The following is a 19668-nucleotide window of genomic DNA, read 5'->3' as shown; positions in this document are numbered from 1 at the left end:
TCTTCTGATTTATGTTCAGCACAATCTGAGATCGGCGCTTTTGCCTTGTTAGCCGCGTAAAAGCTCGCTACGCTGCAAAGAGACCCACATAAAGAAGGAATTCGCAGGTAATGAGCCAAAAAATCTGCTGGATCGATAATCTGCGCGCGCTCGCCTGCATAATGGTGGTGGCTATCCACGCCAGTACGTCGCTGGTGGTCAATTTCGCTGCGGTTCATACCGCTGAATGGACCGTCGCCAATCTGCTCAATTCGGCTTCGCGTGTCTGTGTGCCGCTGTTCTTTATGATTTCCGGTGCGCTGTTTTTTGGCGAAAAGAGCGCGCAGAAACGGCATTTCCTTCGCGTCACTTTATGCCTGTTGTTCTACAGTACCGTCTCGCTGCTCTATATTCTCACGATGACAAAAATCGGATTTTGGCCTTCTTTGCGCCTGATTCTGGAAAAGCCGGTGTTTTATCATCTTTGGTTCTTTTACGCGATTATCGTGATTTACCTGCTTTCCCCGCTGATTAATGTCAAAGCCGTGTCCGGCAGATACCTGCTGATCGCCGGAATGCTGCTAGGCGTGCTGGCGAATCCGCAGCTACCTGCCGTGACGTGGCAGAAAATCCATCTGCTGCCGCTTGATCTGTACATTGGCGGCGATACGTTTTATTACGTGCTGTATGCCCTGATGGGGCGTGCTATCAGCCAGCTTAATACCGAAAAAACCCCGATTACGCTGGCCGCCAGCGTTACATTCATTCTCAGCACGCTGGCGATTGCTACGGGCACCTACCGGCAGATGCAGATAAACCAAAATTTCGCCGACACTTTCTACGTCTACAGCGGCCCGCTGGTATTTATCTCCGCCATGTCACTATTTGTGGTTTTCAAAAACGCGGTGGCGCAACGTATTCTGCCCGGATTTGCGCTGATCTCCCGCCATTCGCTGGCGATCTACGGTTTTCATGCCTTGATCATCATCGGCCTGCGCAGCCAGCATCTCGATTTCCCGCAATACCCGCTGCTGAACGTCGCGTATCTGTTTGCCTGCGGTCTGGGCGGGGGTTTATTACTGGCGATGGGGCTGGGGAAAATAGACCGGCGGAATTGGGTGAGTTGAACGATTTATCCCCACCGTTCCTGCGCCCGTCTGAATTGCCTTGCCGATGAGAATCCGGCGGCGAGGGCGGCTTTTTCGATACCCGCGCCTTGTTGCAGGCGTTGCTGTGCGACGGCGATGCGCAGTTGTTCATGGTAATCGCGCACGCTGATGCCCAGATGCTGGCGGAATAAGCGGGTGAGGTGGCGGCTACTGACGTGTGCTCTGGCGGCGACATCTTCCACTGCCAGGCAGATTCGGGCTCGGCGGCCATCAGGTTTTGCGCGCGGTGTACGGCGGGATGCAGGTGATTGCGATAACGCAGCCACGGGGAAAGTTGCGGATCATCGCCGCCACGGCGGAAATACACCACCATTTCGCGGGCGACATCCAGTGCGGCTTGCGGCCCTGAATGCGTGGCGATCAGATGTAGCGCCAGATCGATACCGGCGCTGATGCCCGCACTGGTCAGCACAAAACGGTCTTCGACAAATATCCGGTTATCTTTTACCTGCGCGGCGGGCACCTGCTGGCGTAAGCGGTCGATCACATCGTGGTGCGTGGTGCACTGATAGCCGTCGAGCAGCCCGGCTTTACCCGCCAGCAGACTGCCGGAGCAGATACACACCAGCGTTAAACTCCCCGCTTCAATCGCGCTTTTTTGCTGATGCAGCCAGTCGCAGGCCGTTTGGGCAACTGGCGAGGCAAAGTTCTCGGCGGATTCCGCCACGCCCGGCATGATCAGAATACTGCCTGCGGGCAGGCTCTCAGGCAATGGCTGCAAATGGCTGACCGTCAGGCCGGTCGACATCATGACTTCCGCCTGCGGCCCGATGTAATGCAGATGGAATTGCCCGCTCAGGCGCAGCGCTTCCGCCGGACCGGTCAGGTCTAACGACATCACGCCGGGGAGCGTCACAAAGTAGACTTTTCGCTGCATAATGTTTCATCCGTCCGCAGGGGAAAACGCTATCTTCACACAGCGCGGTCGAGTTGCGCCAGCGCACCGGATACGTCGGTGACGGTGGCAAAGCGGTCAGCGAGAACCAGTTCGGTGCGCAGTTTGATGTCCTGCGCGCTCAGCGTGACGCCGCTGGCGTGGGTCATCGGGAAAGTCAGTGTCGCTTCGGTCACAAAGGTCACGGAATAGCCCAGATCTGACGCCACGCGCGCCGTGGTTTCGCAGCACTGTTCGGTGCGCATTCCGGCGATGATCAGATGCGTGATGCCGTTTTCACGCAGCCAGCCGTCGAGGCCGGATTCGGTCAGGGAATTGTGGACGTGTTTATGCACCACATGTTGCGGCTGATGACTGAGAAAAGACATTGGCGTTACCAGACCGGAATCCAGCGAAAACACGCCTTCAGGATTGACGTGAAATACGTCGATGACCGGTACGTTACGAGCCTGACAGCCGTCGATCAGGCGGGTTAATGCTGCGCTGAAAGCCGGTAAATCATCCTGCTGCCAGAAATCTTTTTGTTCGAAGGAACGCTGAACATCGATGTTCAACAGGGCACAGTGTGTCATTTTCGGACTCCATCTGATGAGTGTGAAGTCAGTGTGCGCCTGAATTGAGATGAGAAGAATGCCAAAAACGGACATGATACTGACAGTGGCGGACGACCTTCGTCATCCGCCGGAAGTTCAGCGTTTTAATCACCGCATTTTGATCAGAGTTTCTGGTCGGCACGCCAGTGGTGGTAATCGATATGATCGGCCTGGAAATTGGTGGTTTCAGCGTCACCGGTCAGGCGGTACGCCAGCTGGAAAGCAAAATCGAATGCCAGCCCTAATCCTTTACCGCTGAGTAAATTGCCATCTTCAACAAAGGACTGATTGACGTAAACACCGTCTTTCACGTCTTGGTATAAATCACCGGAACACACGTAGCGACGGCCTTTCAGCAGCCCGTTTCCGCCCAGCACGCGCGCGGCGGCGGAGCACAGCGGGCAAATCAGTTTACCGGCTTCATCATGACGCCGGACAAATTCCACCACCTCTTTGCTGGCCGCCAGCGCCACTGAACCTTCCGGCCCGCCGGGCATGACGACGGCATCGAATAAACGGTCGCCCTGTGCGGAAAGCAATTCGTTGGCCTGCATCTGAATACCGTGATACGTGCGCAGCGCCAGGCTTTTCTGGCAGGCCAGCGTAGTGACCTGAATTTCCAGCCGCTCGAGAATATCGAGCACAATCACCGCTTCGCCTTCTTCAAATCCGTCCGCCAGCAGCAGTGCTACCTGCTTTTTCGCGTTGTCCTTTACCATAATGCAAATGTCCTCTGAGGATAAAAATCAGAGGACATCATAAAATGAAACGGCGTTTTAATATTGTGAGTGTCGTTGCAGACTGAACTAGAAAACCAGCTGCACTTTCGATGCTTTGGATTTATCCATCGCGTAATCCAGTGCTTCCACCAGACTTTCCTGCGGGAATTCGGCTGAAAGTAACGGCATCGGATCGACGGTTTTATTCGCCAGCCATTCAACTGCTGTGTTGAATTCTTCCGTGAAACGGAAACTGCCGACCCAGTTAATTTCTTTAGCAATCAGCATCATCAGCGGAAATTCATTCACTACCGCCCCCATACCCACCTGTACCAGCGTGCCGCGTGCGCGGGTCACTTCCAGACAACGGCGGATAGAAGAAGGGTGACCGGAAGCGTCAAAGGAGACATCGAAGAAGCCTTTCTCTGCCTGATATTCGCTGAAATCGCCTTGTGCGGCGTCAAGCGCTTTGTTTGCGCCAACCGCCAGTGCCAGCGTGCGGCAGCGTTCGCTCGGGTCGGTCACCACGATTTGTGCGGCGCCTTTGGCTTTCGCCGCCAGCACGATTAAGCAGCCAATCGGGCCGACGCCGGAAACAAACACGGTTTTGCCATGAATATCGCCAGCCTGATTTACGGCATGAATGGCAACGGCCAGCGGTTCTGCGAACACCATCAGACGGTCGCTGACCTGATTGTCGTAAGGAATACACTGGTTGCTGTCGACAATTTTATACTGCGTGAACGCACCGTTGATGTGCGGAAAATACATCGCACTGCCGAAGAATTTCATGGTGGTGCACTGGTTTTCATCGCCCGATAAACAGTATTTACAGGCTTTGCAGGGCTTGCTTGGGTTCAGCGCGACTTTCTGGCCGGGTTGCAAATTTGGGTTGTCCGATTTCTCCACCACACCAACCACTTCATGCCCGAGCACCATCGCCTCGCGTACTTTGAAATCGCCCACCGCGCCGTGTTCGTAGTAATGCAGGTCGGAACCGCAGATGCCACCACGGGTGATTTTCACCAGCGTACCCTGGCCTGTGTAATCGATGGTCTGGTCGATCACCGAGACGTCTTTTTTCCCGGTCACGACGCAGGATTGTGTGGCAATAGTCATGAAATTCTCGCTCTTTAAAGGGCCTGATTGCGCCCAGTAAAGAGGGTTTGTCACTCAGAAAATGTGATCGCCGTCACTTTGTGCCGTGTTACGAAAACCTGTTACCCATAACTTGAACGGACTCAATCTTTCCCGGCGGATTTATCTCGGTTTCGCGCCGGAATGCTGAGGATCAGATGCGTAATTACACCGCCCGTCAGCCCCCAGAATGCCGAACCGACACCCAGCAGCGTGACGCCGGAGGCAGTGATCAGAAAGGTGATAATCGCCGCGTCGCGCTGACGTTCGTTTTCCAGCGCACGGTACAAACTGCCCGCAATGGTGCCGAGCAACGCCAGCCCGGCGATAGTGTGTATAAGCGCCTCCGGCAGCGCGGTAAAAATCATGCCGATAGAGCCGCCAAATACACCGGCAATCAGATAAAAAATGCCTGCCGCCACCGCCGCCATATAACGTTTTTTCGGGTCAGGATGGATGTCCTCGCCCATACAAATTGCGGCGGTAATGGCGGCGATACAGATGGTAAATCCGCCGAACGGCGCCAGAATTAACGCCGTCAGCGCCGTCCACGAAATCAGCGGTGACACGGGCAGGTGATAGCCGTGCGCTTTCAGCGTGGCGATCCCCGGTGCATTCTGCGAAGCCATCGTCACGACAAAAAACGGAATACCGATGCCGATAAGTGAGGACAGCGTGAAATGCGGCATCACAAATGCCGGAGTCGCGAACGTCAGCGTCTGGCCATGCAGCGCAATATCTCCCTGTAATCCGGCGACAATCAGCCCGGCCGCCAGCGCGAGTACCACCGCATAACGCGGAAGGGCGCGTTTCGCCAGAAGATACACCAGACACATGGTGCCCGCGAGGGCGAAATTGCTTTGCAGCGAGGTAAACGCATTCAGCCCGAAACGCAGCAGAATCCCCCCCAGCATCGCAGCCGAAAGCGCCTGTGGAATGTAGTGCATCAGTCTGGCGAATAAACCGGTGACGCCGCACAGCAGGATCAGGCCGGTGGCAAAAACAAACACACCGATGGCCTCGTTAAGCGACGTGCCTGGCAGGCTGGTGACCAGCAAGGCCGCGCCTGGCGTTGACCAGGCTGTCACTACGGGCGTCCGGTAGTAAAGCGAAAGGCCAATACTTGTGACGCCCATTCCCAGGCCCAGCATGCTCAGCCAGCCGCCGATTTGCGCCACGCTGGCACCCGCCGCTTCTGCCGCCTGAAAGATAATTGCCGCGGAGCTGGTATAACCGACTAACACCGCAACAAATCCGGCGATTACCGCCGAAAAAGTGACATCCTGCAAACTAAAACGTGTGGCCATTTGTGAAAATCCTTCGGGTTACCGGACGCTGGCGGTATGCTGATGTGCGTTATAGCGCACATCTGATGCGCTCAAGATATCACTGTGCGTTATAACGCACAATCGCGATGAACGATCATCGTCGCAGAGGAGACACAATGCAGGAACTCACCCGCCATATTGGCAGCCAGCTAAAGGCCGTGCGCAGCGAACGCGGCTGGAGTCTCACTCAGACGGCAGAAAAAACCGGCGTCAGTAAGGCCATGCTGGGTCAGATTGAGCGCGGCGAATCCAGTCCTACCGTGGCGACATTATGGAAAATCGCCAGCGGGCTGAATGTCTCGTTTTCGGAATTTCTCGAAACGCCACCCGAACACTCAGCGGCATTGCATCGTCACGGTTTACTGACCACCTTTAACAGCAAAACCTCAGGGATGCGCGTCGTGCCGTTATTCCCTTATGACACGACTTTGCGGATGGATATGTTTGTTATCGATCTCGAACCGGGCGGTTGCAGCGAATCCACGCCGCACGAGGCCGGTGTTATTGAGCATGTAATTGTGACTGAAGGTGAACTGACGCTGACCGTAGACGGTGTGACACGCGTGCTGAACGCTGGTGAAGCCCTCCGATTTGCCGCCGACTGCGCACATGCTTACCGCAACGAAAGTGGTCATTCCGTGCGTTTCCACGACCTGATACATTATCCGCAGTCGCGTCCGTAACGTTTTCATTTCCTGAGGAGAATGACCTGATGAGCCAGCAGCAAGATGTAGTGATCCGCCCGTTAACGCCTGCTGACCGCGAAGGTTGGGAAATTCTCTGGCGTGATTATCTGGATTTTTACCAGTCAGATCTGGATCCGGCGCAATTTGATTATACTTTCGAGCGTTTGTCGCAGCCTGACTATGCCGACATGTTTGGCTATGTGGCAGAATATGAAGGGAAAATGGTAGGCCTGGTGAACTGTATCAATCACGAGCATGGCTGGCACATGCAGCAGGTGGTCTATTTGCAGGATTTATACGTCGATGACAGCGCGCGAAAACTGGGAATCGGGCAGAAGCTGATAGAAGCGGTTTACGCTTACGCCGACCAGAACGACAAAGCCAATGTCTACTGGACGACGAAAACCACTAACCACACGGCGCGAAAACTTTACGATCGTATTGGAAAACTCACTGAATTTATTAAGTATTCACGCTAAGCGGTTTGCGCATATTCATTTTCGTCGTGACGTAACCAAGGCTGGCGTACAGCGCCTGCGCACCGGGATTGCCGGCAAAGACATTCAGTTCGATTGCCACACAGCCCTGTGCCCGCAGGCGTTCTTCCATCAATCTGAATGCCGCCGCCGCATGACCCTGACGGCGAAATTGCGGGTGCACCGTCAGTTCGTACACGAACGCACTGCGCACGCCATAGCGTTCCACGCTGGAAAACCATAAATAACCCGCGGTTTCGCCGTGCTCTTCGGCTTTGATCTCAAAAAGAAACTGATCCGGCGTATCAACACCTTGCGGCAGTGCGCTTTGTGTTGAACTACGCGCACGCTCCAGCGCCGTTTCCGCCTGCCACAGACCGGCGGTCACATTCTCTTCGGCATAATCCTTCGCCAGCTGTTCGGCGAAATCCTGATAAAATGCTGCACTCATCGGTACTAAAACGGTCATCATTTCCCTCTGATTATTTGTTGTTTTCCGGTTTCTTATAAGGCGTGACATAGCATTCGCTGATGGTCGTGGAGTGGCTTTCGACCTGCGTGATGATGTAGCCCTTATCGGTCAGCGCCACGGAGCTGTAAGGCGTTTCATTATGCTTGTCGGAAATGACGTCTTCGAATGACTGAATGATTTTCGCTTTCTCATTGGCGCGCGCCGGATCGTCGAGCCCGTCAACCTGAATCATGGCCTGCTTGAACTGATTGTTGAAAGCGGTTTTCCCCGCGCGGCTTTCGATGATCGCCTTGATGTTCACGGTGATGTCATTGCCGAGCAAAAACAGTGTATGGCTCTGATAAATCAGCACGTTTTTTCTCTTCGACACCACAAAGCCATTCTCAATGACTTTCATTTTGTTGTTATTCGCATACGTCACATCATCGAGGCAAATGGTCTTATCCCCGACCTTAAACTGGCTGAAGCGCGCTTTAATTTCTTTCGGAGTGGACGCCGCCTGTGAACACAGTGGGGCAAGCAGCAAAAGAGGTAAGAGCCATGACTTCATAGGAGTTCCCTGAAAAGGTGCTGAATCAGCCGACATAACAGCAGTATAGGGAGACGTGCGCAGGATGCGAACGTTTATCTTTACTGCCCGGTTTTTTAACGACACATCCCGCTTTCTGCGCTATGTTTTTCTCCTTTGCTTTATTTTTTCAGGAGATTTCCATGAGCCAGTCTTCGCTGATTTTGTATTCTGACGCTAATTTTTTCAGTCCTTACGTGATGTCAGCTTTTGTGGCGCTGACGGAAAAGGGCATCCCGTTTGAACTGGAAACGGTCAGCCTGGCGGATGCGGAGAACCTGAAAGAAACCTATTCCGCGCTGTCCATGACCCGTCGCGTTCCCACGCTGACCAATGGCACGTTTGTGTTATCCGAATCTTCGGCGATTGATGAATACGTTGAAGAACTTTTCCCTGCGCCGACGTTTCCGGCTATCTATCCGGCAGATCCGGAAAACCGTGCCAAAGCGCGTGAAGTGCAGGCGTGGCTGCGCAGTGATCTGATGCCCATTCGTCAGGAGCGCTCAACGGTAGTGGTGTTTGCCGGGGCAAAATGTCCGGCGCTTTCTGTAAACGGGCAGCAGGCCGCTGAAAAATTGTATGCCGCCGCTGAGCGTTTGCTGGGCGACAAAGAACATTTGTTTGGTGAATGGAGTATCGCGGATGTGGATCTGGCGCTGATGCTGAACCGTCTGCGTCTCAATGGCGACGCAATGCCGGAGAAACTCGCGGCTTACGCTGAGGCACAGTGGCAACGACCTGCGGTTCAGGAATGGCTGGCCCTGTCTGCTAAATAACTGAAAAACTGCGCGGCCCGTGCAGCCGCGCTTTGATCATTCAGCCTAATTTTTTGGTCAGGAAATACCGCGTATGGGTAGAAGGTGCATCCTCAGGCGTACGCGTATCGCGGATATAATCTTCCAGCTCCATCTGCATTTCGTAACCCATCCGCTCATAGAATGGCCGGGCCTGAAAACTAAACGTATCGACCAGTGAATAGCGACAACCCCGCGTTTTAGCTTCTGCTTCCGCTTCTGCAATCAGCTGTGTCCCTACATCTTTTCCACGTAACGACTCATCTACCCACAACATTTGGATATACATCCAGTTGCCGACCGTTTCCGCCACAATCCCCGCTTGTTTACTTCCGTTCTCATCTTCCACAAAAATACCTAACGCACGAAACTTCGACTGCGGGACAAAGTTGCGGTTGAAATTACGCAGGGCAGTTTTGATCTCCTCAAGATCGTTTTCAGTCGGGGCATGGCTGAGGCGGGTCTTCATGACAGCATTCCTTTTAGTTAGCGTTTAGTCATAGCGAGTCGTACTGCAAAGGCGAGAAAAACGGTGCCGGTTAAGCGATCAAGCGTTCTGACCACCGCCGGGCGACGTAACCAGCGCGACAGCGGGCGCGTGGCAGAAATCATCGTGACTGACCACAGGGTGCCAATGACGGCGTGCATGGCAGCGAGTCCAAAAATATAAGGCCCGAGCGGATAACCTGTGGCGACAAACTGCGGCAGGAAAGAGACATAGAACACGCCGACTTTCGGGTTCAGTACATTGCCAAACAGCCCCCTCATGAACGGAGAATTGCCAATACGTAGCATTTTTCCGCCGTTCTCAGGCGTGGCCATATTCATTTCGCTGCGGGGTTTGAGAAGCATTTGCAGACCAAGCCAGGCCAGATACGCCGCACCGGTCCACTTAAGTAACGTAAACGCCATTTCAGAAGCTGCCAGCACCGCCCCCAGCCCCAGAGCGACCATCGCGCCCCAGATAAGACAGCCGGTACTGATACCAAATGCTGACGATAACGCTTTTTTGCTGCCCTGACTGGCTGCCGTGCGCAGAACTAAAGCGGTATCAAGTCCCGGCGTCAGCGTTAAAATTCCCGCAGCAAGCGCGTAAGAAAGGAGAGATTCGGTAACAGTCATGGCTTTTCCTGATGAGCGAAAAAACCAGAATAGTGAACAGGATGGGAGAGATGCAATCGCGAAATAAGGAAAAATTTGGCATAAAAATACTGGCAAATAAAAAAGCCTGTGGAAGTCGGGCTTCCACAGGCTTTTCAGAGGGTTTACGCGGGAGATTATTTATAGATTTCAGCGTCAGCGTGCAGTTTGTTATTACCGGTCACGGAGATGATGCGGTAAGAAGATGCGCCTGCGTCTTTAGCCTGCTGAGATAATTTCGCTTCCAGACCGCCGAGGGTGGTGGAGTTGGCTGCGGAAATTACGCCGATTTTCTGCATATCACCGGATGGCTGAGTAATCTGTTGAGCCGCGAAGCTGCCAAAAGAAATCAGGGAAAGGGTTGCAGCTACAGCAAAAATTTTGACGTTTTTCATGATGATTAATCCATTCAGGTTTATGAGAGTGAAAGGTGTTTGCCTTTCGATGGATGCATAATAGGCCGGATGGCTGACGATGAAAAACGGATTGATTTGAGTATCTCGTTCAAAATATTTGGTCTACATTTTACGCAATTTTACGTCCTTGTGCGGGTGGTTGACGAAACCGCATTCGTGCTGACACAGCTTGAAATTGCCTTAGATTTCTCTGCGTTTCTCACCCTTCCTGCTGATTTTGAGCGGTTTTGTAGAAAGGGTGCTAGACTTTACTAGCAGTTCACGAAGAGGGGCTTGAGTGTTAAACACACTTTCTGCTCGCAGAACCCGAATGGTTTTGCTCTTGTTTGGCTAACTTGGCTGAACAATATTCACGGTAACGGAAATTAATTCGGAGGAGTCGAAAAATGGGAATTTTATCCTGGATTATCTTTGGTCTGATTGCAGGTATTCTGGCGAAATGGATCATGCCCGGTAAAGATGGCGGCGGATTTATTCTGACTGTTGTTCTGGGTATTGTGGGTGCCGTGATCGGCGGTTATATCAGTACTTTCTTCGGCTTTGGTCGAGTAGACGGCTTCAACTTCGGCAGCTTCGTTGTCGCAGTGATCGGTGCGATCGTCGTTCTGTTTATCTACCGTAAAGTCAGAAGCTAAGGTTTCGACCTTACGTTGATATGCTAAAAGCCGCGCAGGTCGCGGCTTTTTTGTGCCTGTTAATCACTCCACCGGCGACGTCGGCAGCCGTACGATGTCTTGGTTATCATTGCCCATCCAGTAAACGCCTTCCTTCGCCCAGAACGGACCTTCGATAAAGTCGAGCAGGTCGGAATACTCCTCGTAAAACTGCTTGCCGTCGCGGTTGTACACGCGCATATAACCGGAATAATGCCCGCCATCGCCCGGCATGGTCATGCGCGGGATGAATTCGAAGGTACGGTACTCACGCACCACATACTGTTTGTTCGGACTCCACTGCTCGGAGACGAGTGTCCCCTGTTTCCACCACTGATAACCTGCCGTGATAAGCGCGACCAGTACCGCCAGCATTACCCAGCGCTTGCGCTGACGCACCAGGGCTTCGTGACTTTTGATTTTTGGCATTTTAGTCTCAATCAATTTGTAAACTTTTCAATTCCCGCACAACTCCGCCTTTACCCCCGGATCCAGCAGGTAATCCATGCACCACTGGCAGACTTTTCCCACGCCATCGGAGCGGGCGGCGAGAAAAAGTTGTGTCGCATGTTTATGTTCCTGCATCGGTTTTTTCACCAGCTGTCCATTATTAAGCAACGGTAAAGCCAGATGATGAGGCACATAGCCGATGCCGGTATTGCGTCCGATAAGCGAAATGGCGATGGCAAAATCCGGGACAAACAGCGGTTTCTGGCCTTCCAGCAACCAGGCCTGCTGATGGGCGAAATTCACGGCGGTATCGCGGATACACACCGCCGGATACTTTCGCAGTTCGATATTGCTCAGCGGCTGCATCAGGGTGGCGAGCGGATGCTGCGGACCGACAACGAAATCCCATTCCAGCTGGCCCAGGCTTTCGGTAATAACGCCTTCGCTGCCCGGTACATTATGCGGCGCGCCGATAACCAGATCAGCGCGTTTGCTGTAAAGCGCATCCCAGCAGCCGTTATAAACCTCAACGTTCAGCGACAGCCGCGTGGTCGGAAACGTCCTTTCAAACACGCTGATAAAATCCACCAGCACCGGCACCGGCACGATGTTATTCACCGCAATGATAAACTCCTGTTCGACGCCGTCATGGATAAGCGCCGTGTTGCGTTTCAGGGCATCAAGGTCGCTGAGCAGGGTCTGACTGTGACAGTTAAAATATTGTCCCGCCGGAGTGAGTTCAATATGGTTGCCTTTGCGTATAAACAGCGCCACGCCCAGGCTTTCTTCCAGCTTTTTCACGGTATAACTGATGGCAGAAGGGACTTTGTTCAGCTGATCGGCGGCGGTGGTAATGCTCTGGTATTTCGCGACCAGATGGACGATACGAATACTTTCATCAGAAATCAGCATACAAAGGCGCTCCTGCCATAAAAAAAGGAAACCCGTCGTCATGACTGATTTCCTTAATTATGCCGTATTTTACCCTTTTCTCCGTCAGTGCTTTTGCATCCGGCTAAACAACGCATAACAAACACACGCCACCAGAATCGAATCCACGGACGGAATGGTGGTCAGCGTCATCATGCCTTTAACGGTCATGAAACCGACCGCCGAGCCGAGCAGCCAGGCGACAAACGTCATTAACTTGATGTGCGGTTCGCGGGTCAGCACTTCTGCCTGATAGCCGTGGCGGCGATACAGGAAGAAATCGGCGATATAAATCCCGGCCACCGGCGGAGTGGCAATCCCCAAAAACAGCAGGAACGGGATGAACCATGCCATGATGTCCATGCTGCCGACAATTGCCGAAAGGACACCCAGCGCCAGCGTAATCTGCCATTTAAGGAAGCGGCTCAGCAGGGTGGAAACCACCAGCGTACCCTGGAACATATTCCCCGCATTACCAGTAATGCACGCAAAAATCAGCAACATGGCTGCCGGTAATACCGCGCCAAAAACGGCCATCGCGCCGAGCAGGGAACCCTGACCGCTCAGCGCGCTCGGCATGGCACCGGCCCAGTACAGCAACGGATACGCTACCAGAAACGCCGCCACAGCGGCGATCAGCGCATGTTTACGGTTATGCACAAAACTGCCGAAATCAGGCAATGTCGCGACCAGTACGATAATAGTGCCAACCACGGTAGACACCGCTACGCCGGTATTCATCTGGCTGAGACTTTCTGTGACCGGCGCGTGGCCGTGCATCGCGACATACAAAATGTACACCAGCACCAGCGCAATCACCGGCACGGCGACCTGCGCGATTTTACCAAGCACGGCGAAACCGAATGCCGTCGAGGCGACAAACACGCAGCAACCAAGCGCCACCAGCAGCGGCGCAGGCACGTCCAGCCCGTGCTGAGCCAGCAAATCATGTACCGAATGGCCGAACATATTGGCGGTGACCGCAATCCAGCCAAACAGGCTGACTGCCATCAGAATGTTGATCGCCACCGCGCCTTTCTCGCCGAACGCGTATTTCACAATGCCATAGGTGGGCAGACGGGCTTTTTCTCCCACGCAAATGGTGATGGCCGCCAGCAGTGTGAGGATCATGCCGCCGAGCGCAACCACCGTAATCAGCTGAGAACCTGACAGCTGGTTGCCCAGACTTGATGAGGATAGTAAAACCGGCGTGACCGCAATGCCGAGTAAAATCATGGCAATACGCAATCCTGACGCAGTATTCGGAGCACTTTCTGTTTTACGCATAACCTGTTCCTTTTCAGTTAAGGCTGTTCCTTCAGAGGGTATGGTGATGCCCGGTATACTGACGCCAGCCGCCGGTTTCGGTGATTTCGCTTTGCCCTTCCACCAGCCATGGTTCCGCCAACACACCCAGCACTTCGCTGCCATCCTGCAACTTCACTTTGCCGATGCTCAGACCCGCCGGTTCGCTGCTCAGCAGTGCCGCAAAAGAGGCCGGTGGCAGCGCCCAGATTTCCAGACTGACGGTGTTGCCGCCCTGCATCACGCGGATCATCCCGGGATGACGGTCGTTAATAGTCCATAAGCGATAATGGGCATCAGTATTGTCTTCGCGCACGAAAACGCCGCCCGCGCCGGTCATGTTCGGGTTCAGTTCCAGGCCGCGCATCAGCGTACCGTTCACTGCCAGTAAAATCGTATTTTCCATCTTGGTGTCCTTATTTTAATTATTTGAAATCCAGGTGCCGGTCTGATGATTCAGCGCAGCCTTAATCGCTTCCGGGGTGGTGATCAGTCCTTTGGCGTATTTTCCCTGTTGCTGGCTGTTATTGATAAACTTCACGATAGCTTCGACTTTCGGCTGCATACTGCCCGCGCCAAATTGCCCTTCGCGAATAAAGGTTTCGGCCTGTTCCACACTCAGATTGCTCAGCCATTGCTGTTGCGGCGTGCCAAAATTCACGGCGACCTGCCTCACACCCGTCGGGATTAGCAGCAAATCAGCACCGAGCTGTTCCGCTAAAAGGGCTGATGCCAGATCCTTATCAATGACCGCTTCGACGCCCTTGAGTTGCTGATGTTCGTCGCGAACCACCGGAATTCCGCCGCCGCCGCAGGCAATCACAATGCAGCCCTGAGCCAGCAATGCGCTGATGGTCTCCCGTTCAAGAACGTCGAGCGGCAGCGGTGAGGGCACGGTTCTGCGCCAGCCGCGTCCGGCATCTTCGGCAATACTCCAGCCAAGTTCCTGCTGACGCTGGTGCGCAATGGCTTCATCCATAAATGCGCCGACAGGCTTAACCGGATTGTGAAACGCCGGATCCTCTGCGCTGACCACGGTTTGCGTCACCAGCGCCACGACGTTGCGAGAAATTCCGCGCGTTTGCAGCTCATTGAGCAGCGCTTTCTGGAACATATAGCCAATCGCACCCTGCGTATCACCGACCGCGTAATCGAGCGGCACTGGCGCAACTTCCCCGGCTGCGAGTTCCGATCGGCGCAGAATAAACCCGACCTGCGGGCCATTGCCGTGGGTGAGAACCACGTCCCAGCCCGCTTCAATCATGTCCACGACCGGACGAACGCTTTCGATAACCGCCTGATACTGATCCGGAATACTATTTTTGTGTTCATCGGCGATCAGCGCGTTTCCGCCGACAGCCACCACGGCTAAAGGTTTTTTCATGCCGGGATCCCCTGAGAAAGCGCCTGAAGGGCATCGGTAAAGCAGGACATCGGTGCGGTGGTGATCCCCGCGCCAATCTGACCAACGCCCGCCAGTTTGTGGGCGATACCGGTATTGATGATCGGAAGGATGGCGCGATCGGCGACTTTACGTGCGTCGATGCCTGCCGCCGTCGGGGCAAAATTCAGTGCGGGCAGGGTAAATGCCGGATTACCACCGAGGGTGATCAGCTGCATTTTGCGGCTGTTATTGGAAGCATCTGCTGGCGTACCGCCGACAAATTTGACAATGGCCGGAGAGGACGCCATCGCGAAACCGCCGACACCGGCCGTTTCCGTAATCGCGCTGTCGCCCAGATCCGCAGCGGCATCTTCCACGCCGTAGCCAGGGAAGAACAAGCCTTCCACCGGATTGGCCGGCGCCTGATACCAGCGGTCGCCGGTGCCGGAAAGGCGGATACCAAAGTTAACGCCATTACGCGCCATCACGGTGACCATCGAGCTATAAGGTACGTCCGCTGCCGCATCCATCATTGCCTTGCAGGCCGCCATCGACAGATTGAGGAAGAAGTGATCGTTACCGGTGATAAATGCCACACAACGCTGAAGCTGTTCGGCAGGCAGATTGCATTCCAGCAACGCCGGGATCAGACGCTTGATCAGCAAACCGGTGGCTGCCGCATTGCGGTTATGCACTTCGTCGCCCATGTGCAGCGCCTGCGCCATCATCGGTTTCAGTTCCAGCTCACCGAGTTTTAACACCGCCGCTTTCATGGCCGGTGCCAGTTCTTTTGCCATCCAGCGCAGACGATCCAGAACTTCTTCGTTGTTGGCGCCAAAGCGCAACACTTTGCCAAGACCTTCGTTGAAATTGCTGAATGCCAGTTTGCCGGTGGTTTTATTCTCAATCACCCACAACGGCATCGACGGGCTGATAATGCCTGCCATCGGACCGACCGCGTGATAGTGATGACAAGGCTCAAGCGCCACTTCACCTGCTTCAATCATTTGTTCTGCATTCTGATGACCGGTTGCCCAGCCTTCGTAAATCACCGCGCCGATAATCGCGCCTTTCACCGGACCACACATATCTTTCCAGGCGATAGGCGGACCGGAATGCAGGATCAGTTTTCGCTCGCTCATGGCCGGAATGGCCTCACGCGCGGCCAGCACATCCACCAGAGCCGGTTGTGCGCTGAGATAACGGGTAAACGCCATTTCGTTGGCTTTCTCGACCAGCGGATGACGCAGCAACTGCGCCAGGCTCAGACCTGCACCGATATCGCCCAGCGCAGGCGGCTGCCAGCTCAGGGGCACAACGTTGCCACCGGCGGTTTTCAGATTTTCTGCAAAGCTATTCAGACCGGCATTGACCACGCAAAGGGGCTGATTAAGTAATGTATTCATTATTTTGCTTCCTTCTTTTCTGCCTGAATGCGGGCAATCTGGCTGGCCCACAGCGCAGCCTGTGCGTTGCATTCGGCAACCATCACACCCGCCTGGCGTAATGCTTGAATCTGACGTGAACGTTGTTGCGGATCGGCTTCGGTGCCGCAGACATGGGCAACCAGCAGCGGGCACGGGTCACTCGGATGTTGTGCGAAGATTTCCAGCAATTCGGCGGCAGGTTCAGCGGCGGCGCCATAACCCAGCACCAGATCAAACAGCAGAACGGCGGTTTTAGGATCTCTGAGTTCAGCGGCAATGCGCTGATTGCGCAGGGTCGGGTCGATCATCGGATGCGGTTTGCCACGGGTGTAATCGTCATCGCCCATGTCGATCAGGGTGTGACCGCTGCTGCGCCATAAATCATCAGGCTTTTTGTTGCCGGAAACTGGCGTGTTGGAGGTCGCGCTGAATCCGTGCTGCTGACAAATCAGCTGGCTCTCATAACAGAAGGTGCCACCGGCAAAGACGCCGCGAATATCGGTGCGCGTTGCCGGTAAGGCGTGGCATTGCTCAGGGCTGATGATTTCACCGAAAGCCGCCACGGATGGCTTGCCGTCAAGCAGCGCCACAGCCTTATCGGCGGCTTCTGCGAGAGTGGTTGCCGGGTAAACGTGATCGCGGGTGATATCCGCCACATCTGCGCCGAGGAAGTTCACCACTACCGGTTTGCCGCAGGCGCTGGCCTGTTCAAGAATGCGTTCCGCGACTGCGCGGGCAGGGGGCTTGGAAATCAGCACGATCACTTTGGTTTGCGGATCGCCTGCCAGCATTTCCAGACCGTACAGCATGGAAATACCGCCGATGTCTTCATGCAGGTCATGGCCGCCGGTGCCGAGTGCCTGAGAAATCCCCGCGCCGAGATGATCCACGCGGCAGGTGACCTCCTGCACACCGGTGCCGGATGCGCCGACCACGCCGACTGCGCCACGTTTGACGACGTTCGCAAAACCCAGCGGCATACCATTGATGATCGCAGTGCCGCAGTCCGGCCCCATCACCAGCCGGTTCTTTTCGCGGGCCAGCATCTTGATCTGCCTTTCCTGCGCCAGACTGACGTTATCGCTGAACAGCATCACGTTCATGTCCAGTTGCAGCGCCTTAATTGCCTCGGCGGCGGCGTAATCGCCCGGCACAGAAATCAGCGCCAGATTGATCACCGGATGGCGTTCCAGCGCCATCTCCAGACTCACCAGATTTGGCGCGAACACGCCGTCTGTGGCGGATTCCTGCGGTTTGCTGCTGAGCAGTTCGCACGCCAGCGTCATCGCCTCTTTACAGGCCGCTTCATCGCCTTTGACCGCAATAATCAGATCATTTGGACCGGCTTAAATGTCCTGACCCAGACCGGCATCCGCCAGCTGTGCCAGATTGGTTTGCGTACCCATCACCACAGATGCCTGTCCGATACCCGGCTGTTTGCTGATTTTGGCGGAGATTTGCATCAGTGAAACCGAATCCTGATACATATTGCTGTAAACCTGAGAAATGACACTCATAACAATTACCTGTGCTTACTGCCTGTTTTTTTAAGGCAAAGGGATCCCCTGCCAGCGCGCGCAGGGCGTCCGGCATGAAGATAAAAAAGTGAGTTACAACGTGGTCTGAAGCGTGCGTATTCCGTGCAGAAGGCCCGCCAGACAATCCGTCCCTGAGCTGGCACCGCACTGCATGACGTTCTGAGCCGCGCTGCGGATCTGTTCGTTGCTGGCCGGTGTAGTCAGCAGAATCAGCAGGTTGCAAAGCGGCTCAGAGAAATGCCCGTGCAACGCGCGGCGCAGATAATGCGCGCTGATATCATTGGTGCGCGTCAGCTGGCTGGCGACTATCTGCTGCATCAGCTGAACATGTCCGGCGATGTGTGGTGCGTTCTGCCAGCGCCATAATGCGGCCAGATACCCGAGCAGATAATCGTCGCCGTCGGGCGTCAGTCCGCGTCCGAAGCCGACCAGCTGTGACACCTGAAACGTCAGCGTTTGTGCGCAGTCCTGCGCACAAATCTGCGGCTGGCGCTTCGTGCTGTCACCGCCGGGAAGCAGCATCAGTTCGCTTTCCACCGCTTCTCTGCTCAGTTCGTCCACCAGAATCGCGTAATGCTGCGGCCGCTGGGTGGAATGTGCCGGTGTGATTTCCGGCTGCCAGATCAAGGCATTCTCCAGCCCGCTTATCCCGCTGGTCATGTGCCGCCAGTCCCAGCCGTGTGGCAGCTGAACACGCACTGCATCCGGCAGATTCAGATACCGGCTGGCATCGAGCAGCGTCAGCAGATGTCCGTCGTCTGCCATCAGGTTCACCGCATGCTGAAAGCGGCTGTGCACTTTCAGCGACTGCGCGAGGCGGTGTTTAGCCAGATACCCGAGCGAGACGACGGGCAATTGCACGTTATGCCTTCAAGCCGCCGACGATGGCGTCCGCGTTGCTTACCCAGCCAAAGATCGCACCCTGGGCTTTGATCATCTCCAGTGCAGATTTCTGGAATTCAGGGAAATAAGATCCGACGCAATCTTCTGGAATAATGCATTCAAAACCGCGGTCATTGGCTTCGCGCACGGTGGTGGTGACGCACACTTCGGTGGTCACGCCGCAGACGATCAGCGTTCTGATGCTGTGATTTTGCAGCACCAGATGCAGGTCAGTCTGATAAAACGCGCCTTTACCCGGTTTATCGATAACCGGCTCACCAGCAACCGGATACAGTTCAGGAATGATGTCGTGACCGGCTTCGCCGCGGACCAGAATGCGTCCCATCGGGCCGTCTGTGCCGATAAACGTCTGACCGCCACGGGTCAGTTTGGCCGGAGGGCAATCGCTCAGATCAGCACGGTGGCCTTCGCGGGTATGAATGACCAGCATTCCCTGCGCGCGAGCGGCATCCAGCACTTGTTTACACGGCGCAATCGCAGTGCGGACTTTCGACACGTCATTGCCCAGCACTTCGCCAAAACCGCCTGGCTCGACGAAATCGCGTTGCATATCAATCATTATCAGTGCGGTAGTTTGCGGATCAAATGCTAACGGGAACGGTTCTGCCTGAAACTGATGCGTAGTCATCGTTAATCTCCTGAACATCCGGTGTGGGGAAAAGTCTCTGAGCGCCAGTATAAAGAGGCGAAGAAAGGGGGACAGCGA

The 19668-nt window shown here is 54.7% G+C and carries 20 protein-coding genes and 4 pseudogenes; 5 read left to right on the top strand and 19 right to left on the bottom strand.

The window, feature by feature from the left end:
• Window positions 1–110 precede the first annotated feature (110 nt).
• On the top strand, window positions 111–1106 hold the full coding sequence (locus J1784_RS15365; protein ID WP_217149957.1) for an acyltransferase: 996 nt from the start codon (window positions 111–113) through the stop codon (window positions 1104–1106).
• A 5-nt stretch (window positions 1107–1111) separates the two neighbouring features.
• On the opposite strand, the pseudogene J1784_RS15360 reads toward J1784_RS15365, so the two are convergent.
• From J1784_RS15360 to J1784_RS15340, 5 genes and pseudogenes are all read right to left on the bottom strand, one after another.
• Window positions 1112–2025 (bottom strand): annotated as a pseudogene (locus J1784_RS15360) (GlxA family transcriptional regulator).
• A 47-nt stretch (window positions 2026–2072) separates the two neighbouring features.
• Window positions 2073–2615, bottom strand: a pseudogene (locus J1784_RS15355) (isochorismatase family protein); the annotation flags it as partial.
• A gap of 143 nt (window positions 2616–2758) precedes the next feature.
• Window positions 2759–3355, bottom strand: a complete 597-nt coding sequence (locus J1784_RS15350) for a DJ-1/PfpI family protein (RefSeq protein WP_217149955.1) — start codon at window positions 3353–3355, stop codon at window positions 2759–2761.
• 87 nt (window positions 3356–3442) lie between these two features.
• Window positions 3443–4474, bottom strand: coding sequence for an L-idonate 5-dehydrogenase (idnD, locus tag J1784_RS15345; RefSeq protein WP_217149954.1), 1032 nt, complete (start codon window positions 4472–4474; stop codon window positions 3443–3445).
• 122 nt (window positions 4475–4596) lie between these two features.
• Complete coding sequence (locus tag J1784_RS15340) at window positions 4597–5799, bottom strand: benzoate/H(+) symporter BenE family transporter (protein ID WP_217149953.1); 1203 nt, start codon at window positions 5797–5799, stop codon at window positions 4597–4599.
• A gap of 137 nt (window positions 5800–5936) precedes the next feature.
• Here J1784_RS15340 and J1784_RS15335 point away from each other — a divergent pair, with 137 nt between their 5' ends.
• A complete protein-coding gene (locus J1784_RS15335) occupies window positions 5937–6503 on the top strand; it encodes a helix-turn-helix domain-containing protein (RefSeq protein ID WP_217149952.1) in 567 nt (188 codons plus the stop codon).
• A 29-nt stretch (window positions 6504–6532) separates the two neighbouring features.
• A complete protein-coding gene (locus J1784_RS15330) occupies window positions 6533–6985 on the top strand; it encodes a GNAT family N-acetyltransferase (protein ID WP_217149951.1) in 453 nt (150 codons plus the stop codon).
• Here the strand turns inward: J1784_RS15330 and J1784_RS15325 are convergent.
• Together J1784_RS15325 and J1784_RS15320 are read right to left on the bottom strand one after the other, a co-directional pair.
• Window positions 6969–7451, bottom strand: a complete 483-nt coding sequence (locus J1784_RS15325) for a GNAT family N-acetyltransferase (protein ID WP_217149950.1) — start codon at window positions 7449–7451, stop codon at window positions 6969–6971. The genes J1784_RS15330 and J1784_RS15325 overlap by 17 nt on opposite strands.
• 13 nt (window positions 7452–7464) lie before the next feature.
• Window positions 7465–8004: a hypothetical protein gene (locus J1784_RS15320; protein ID WP_217149949.1), complete on the bottom strand. Its 540-nt coding sequence runs from the start codon at window positions 8002–8004 to the stop codon at window positions 7465–7467.
• 161 nt (window positions 8005–8165) lie between these two features.
• Between J1784_RS15320 and yfcF the strand changes: the two genes are divergently transcribed.
• Window positions 8166–8798: a glutathione transferase gene (gene yfcF, locus J1784_RS15315; protein ID WP_217149948.1), complete on the top strand. Its 633-nt coding sequence runs from the start codon at window positions 8166–8168 to the stop codon at window positions 8796–8798.
• A gap of 40 nt (window positions 8799–8838) precedes the next feature.
• Here the strand turns inward: yfcF and J1784_RS15310 are convergent, their stop codons facing one another.
• The 3 genes from J1784_RS15310 to bhsA all read right to left on the bottom strand — a co-directional run bounded on the left by J1784_RS15310 (window position 8839) and on the right by bhsA (window position 10351).
• Complete coding sequence (locus tag J1784_RS15310; RefSeq protein WP_120507842.1) at window positions 8839–9285, bottom strand: GNAT family N-acetyltransferase; 447 nt, start codon at window positions 9283–9285, stop codon at window positions 8839–8841.
• A gap of 17 nt (window positions 9286–9302) precedes the next feature.
• The gene (locus J1784_RS15305) at window positions 9303–9938 is read right to left on the bottom strand and encodes a LysE family translocator (protein ID WP_120507841.1); all 636 of its coding nucleotides are present in this window, start codon (window positions 9936–9938) and stop codon (window positions 9303–9305) included.
• A gap of 155 nt (window positions 9939–10093) precedes the next feature.
• Window positions 10094–10351, bottom strand: a complete 258-nt coding sequence (gene bhsA, locus J1784_RS15300) for a multiple stress resistance protein BhsA (protein ID WP_120507840.1) — start codon at window positions 10349–10351, stop codon at window positions 10094–10096.
• A gap of 407 nt (window positions 10352–10758) precedes the next feature.
• Here bhsA and J1784_RS15295 point away from each other — a divergent pair, with 407 nt between their 5' ends.
• On the top strand, window positions 10759–11007 hold the full coding sequence (locus J1784_RS15295; protein ID WP_120132770.1) for a GlsB/YeaQ/YmgE family stress response membrane protein: 249 nt from the start codon (window positions 10759–10761) through the stop codon (window positions 11005–11007).
• A 63-nt stretch (window positions 11008–11070) separates the two neighbouring features.
• On the opposite strand, the gene J1784_RS15290 is transcribed toward J1784_RS15295, so the two are convergent.
• The 9 genes and pseudogenes from J1784_RS15290 to J1784_RS15250 all read right to left on the bottom strand — a co-directional run bounded on the left by J1784_RS15290 (window position 11071) and on the right by J1784_RS15250 (window position 19590).
• Window positions 11071–11454 carry a hypothetical protein gene (locus tag J1784_RS15290; protein ID WP_217149947.1) on the bottom strand — a complete coding sequence of 128 codons (384 nt, stop codon included), beginning with the start codon at window positions 11452–11454 and terminating at the stop codon, window positions 11071–11073.
• Window positions 11455–11481: 27 nt separating this feature from the next.
• The gene (locus J1784_RS15285) at window positions 11482–12387 is read right to left on the bottom strand and encodes a LysR substrate-binding domain-containing protein (protein ID WP_217149946.1); all 906 of its coding nucleotides are present in this window, start codon (window positions 12385–12387) and stop codon (window positions 11482–11484) included.
• 84 nt (window positions 12388–12471) lie between these two features.
• The gene (locus J1784_RS15280; protein WP_217149945.1) at window positions 12472–13692 is read right to left on the bottom strand and encodes a cytosine permease; all 1221 of its coding nucleotides are present in this window, start codon (window positions 13690–13692) and stop codon (window positions 12472–12474) included.
• 31 nt (window positions 13693–13723) lie between these two features.
• On the bottom strand, window positions 13724–14116 hold the full coding sequence (locus tag J1784_RS15275) for an allophanate hydrolase-related protein (protein ID WP_238485541.1): 393 nt from the start codon (window positions 14114–14116) through the stop codon (window positions 13724–13726).
• A gap of 15 nt (window positions 14117–14131) precedes the next feature.
• Complete coding sequence (locus J1784_RS15270; RefSeq protein WP_217149944.1) at window positions 14132–15094, bottom strand: carbamate kinase; 963 nt, start codon at window positions 15092–15094, stop codon at window positions 14132–14134.
• Window positions 15091–16500 (bottom strand): YlbE family protein, encoded by a 1410-nt coding sequence (locus J1784_RS15265; protein WP_217149943.1) that lies wholly within the window; start codon window positions 16498–16500, stop codon window positions 15091–15093. The genes J1784_RS15270 and J1784_RS15265 overlap by 4 nt, the downstream gene beginning before the upstream one ends.
• Window positions 16500–18038 (bottom strand): annotated as a pseudogene (fdrA, locus tag J1784_RS15260) (acyl-CoA synthetase FdrA). The gene J1784_RS15265 and the pseudogene fdrA overlap by 1 nt, the downstream one beginning before the upstream one ends.
• Window positions 18039–18131: 93 nt before the next feature.
• A pseudogene (locus J1784_RS26905) lies at window positions 18132–18512 on the bottom strand (oxamate carbamoyltransferase subunit AllH family protein); the annotation flags it as partial.
• A 409-nt stretch (window positions 18513–18921) separates the two neighbouring features.
• Complete coding sequence (locus tag J1784_RS15250) at window positions 18922–19590, bottom strand: cysteine hydrolase family protein (RefSeq protein WP_217149942.1); 669 nt, start codon at window positions 19588–19590, stop codon at window positions 18922–18924.
• Window positions 19591–19668 lie beyond the last annotated feature (78 nt).

The organism is Rahnella ecdela (genome assembly GCF_019049625.1).
Taxonomy (GTDB): Bacteria; Pseudomonadota; Gammaproteobacteria; order Enterobacterales; family Enterobacteriaceae; genus Rahnella; species Rahnella ecdela.
Note: the sequence above shows the minus strand (reverse complement) of the source record. Positions and strands in the feature narration are given on the sequence as shown.

What these genes read in the sequence shown, in the direction of transcription:
- J1784_RS15365 (WP_217149957.1), top strand. Translation starts at nt 111, where the DNA reads ATGAGCCAAAAAATCTGCTGGATCGATAATCTGCGCGCGCTCGCCTGC.
- J1784_RS15350 (WP_217149955.1), bottom strand. Translation starts at nt 3,355, where the DNA reads ATGGTAAAGGACAACGCGAAAAAGCAGGTAGCACTGCTGCTGGCGGAC.
- idnD (WP_217149954.1), bottom strand. Translation starts at nt 4,474, where the DNA reads ATGACTATTGCCACACAATCCTGCGTCGTGACCGGGAAAAAAGACGTC.
- J1784_RS15340 (WP_217149953.1), bottom strand. Translation starts at nt 5,799, where the DNA reads ATGGCCACACGTTTTAGTTTGCAGGATGTCACTTTTTCGGCGGTAATC.
- J1784_RS15335 (WP_217149952.1), top strand. Translation starts at nt 5,937, where the DNA reads ATGCAGGAACTCACCCGCCATATTGGCAGCCAGCTAAAGGCCGTGCGC.
- J1784_RS15330 (WP_217149951.1), top strand. Translation starts at nt 6,533, where the DNA reads ATGAGCCAGCAGCAAGATGTAGTGATCCGCCCGTTAACGCCTGCTGAC.
- J1784_RS15325 (WP_217149950.1), bottom strand. Translation starts at nt 7,451, where the DNA reads ATGACCGTTTTAGTACCGATGAGTGCAGCATTTTATCAGGATTTCGCC.
- J1784_RS15320 (WP_217149949.1), bottom strand. Translation starts at nt 8,004, where the DNA reads ATGAAGTCATGGCTCTTACCTCTTTTGCTGCTTGCCCCACTGTGTTCA.
- yfcF (WP_217149948.1), top strand. Translation starts at nt 8,166, where the DNA reads ATGAGCCAGTCTTCGCTGATTTTGTATTCTGACGCTAATTTTTTCAGT.
- J1784_RS15310 (WP_120507842.1), bottom strand. Translation starts at nt 9,285, where the DNA reads ATGAAGACCCGCCTCAGCCATGCCCCGACTGAAAACGATCTTGAGGAG.
- J1784_RS15305 (WP_120507841.1), bottom strand. Translation starts at nt 9,938, where the DNA reads ATGACTGTTACCGAATCTCTCCTTTCTTACGCGCTTGCTGCGGGAATT.
- bhsA (WP_120507840.1), bottom strand. Translation starts at nt 10,351, where the DNA reads ATGAAAAACGTCAAAATTTTTGCTGTAGCTGCAACCCTTTCCCTGATT.
- J1784_RS15295 (WP_120132770.1), top strand. Translation starts at nt 10,759, where the DNA reads ATGGGAATTTTATCCTGGATTATCTTTGGTCTGATTGCAGGTATTCTG.
- J1784_RS15290 (WP_217149947.1), bottom strand. Translation starts at nt 11,454, where the DNA reads ATGCCAAAAATCAAAAGTCACGAAGCCCTGGTGCGTCAGCGCAAGCGC.
- J1784_RS15285 (WP_217149946.1), bottom strand. Translation starts at nt 12,387, where the DNA reads ATGCTGATTTCTGATGAAAGTATTCGTATCGTCCATCTGGTCGCGAAA.
- J1784_RS15280 (WP_217149945.1), bottom strand. Translation starts at nt 13,692, where the DNA reads ATGCGTAAAACAGAAAGTGCTCCGAATACTGCGTCAGGATTGCGTATT.
- J1784_RS15275 (WP_238485541.1), bottom strand. Translation starts at nt 14,116, where the DNA reads ATGGAAAATACGATTTTACTGGCAGTGAACGGTACGCTGATGCGCGGC.
- J1784_RS15270 (WP_217149944.1), bottom strand. Translation starts at nt 15,094, where the DNA reads ATGAAAAAACCTTTAGCCGTGGTGGCTGTCGGCGGAAACGCGCTGATC.
- J1784_RS15265 (WP_217149943.1), bottom strand. Translation starts at nt 16,500, where the DNA reads ATGAATACATTACTTAATCAGCCCCTTTGCGTGGTCAATGCCGGTCTG.
- J1784_RS15250 (WP_217149942.1), bottom strand. Translation starts at nt 19,590, where the DNA reads ATGACTACGCATCAGTTTCAGGCAGAACCGTTCCCGTTAGCATTTGAT.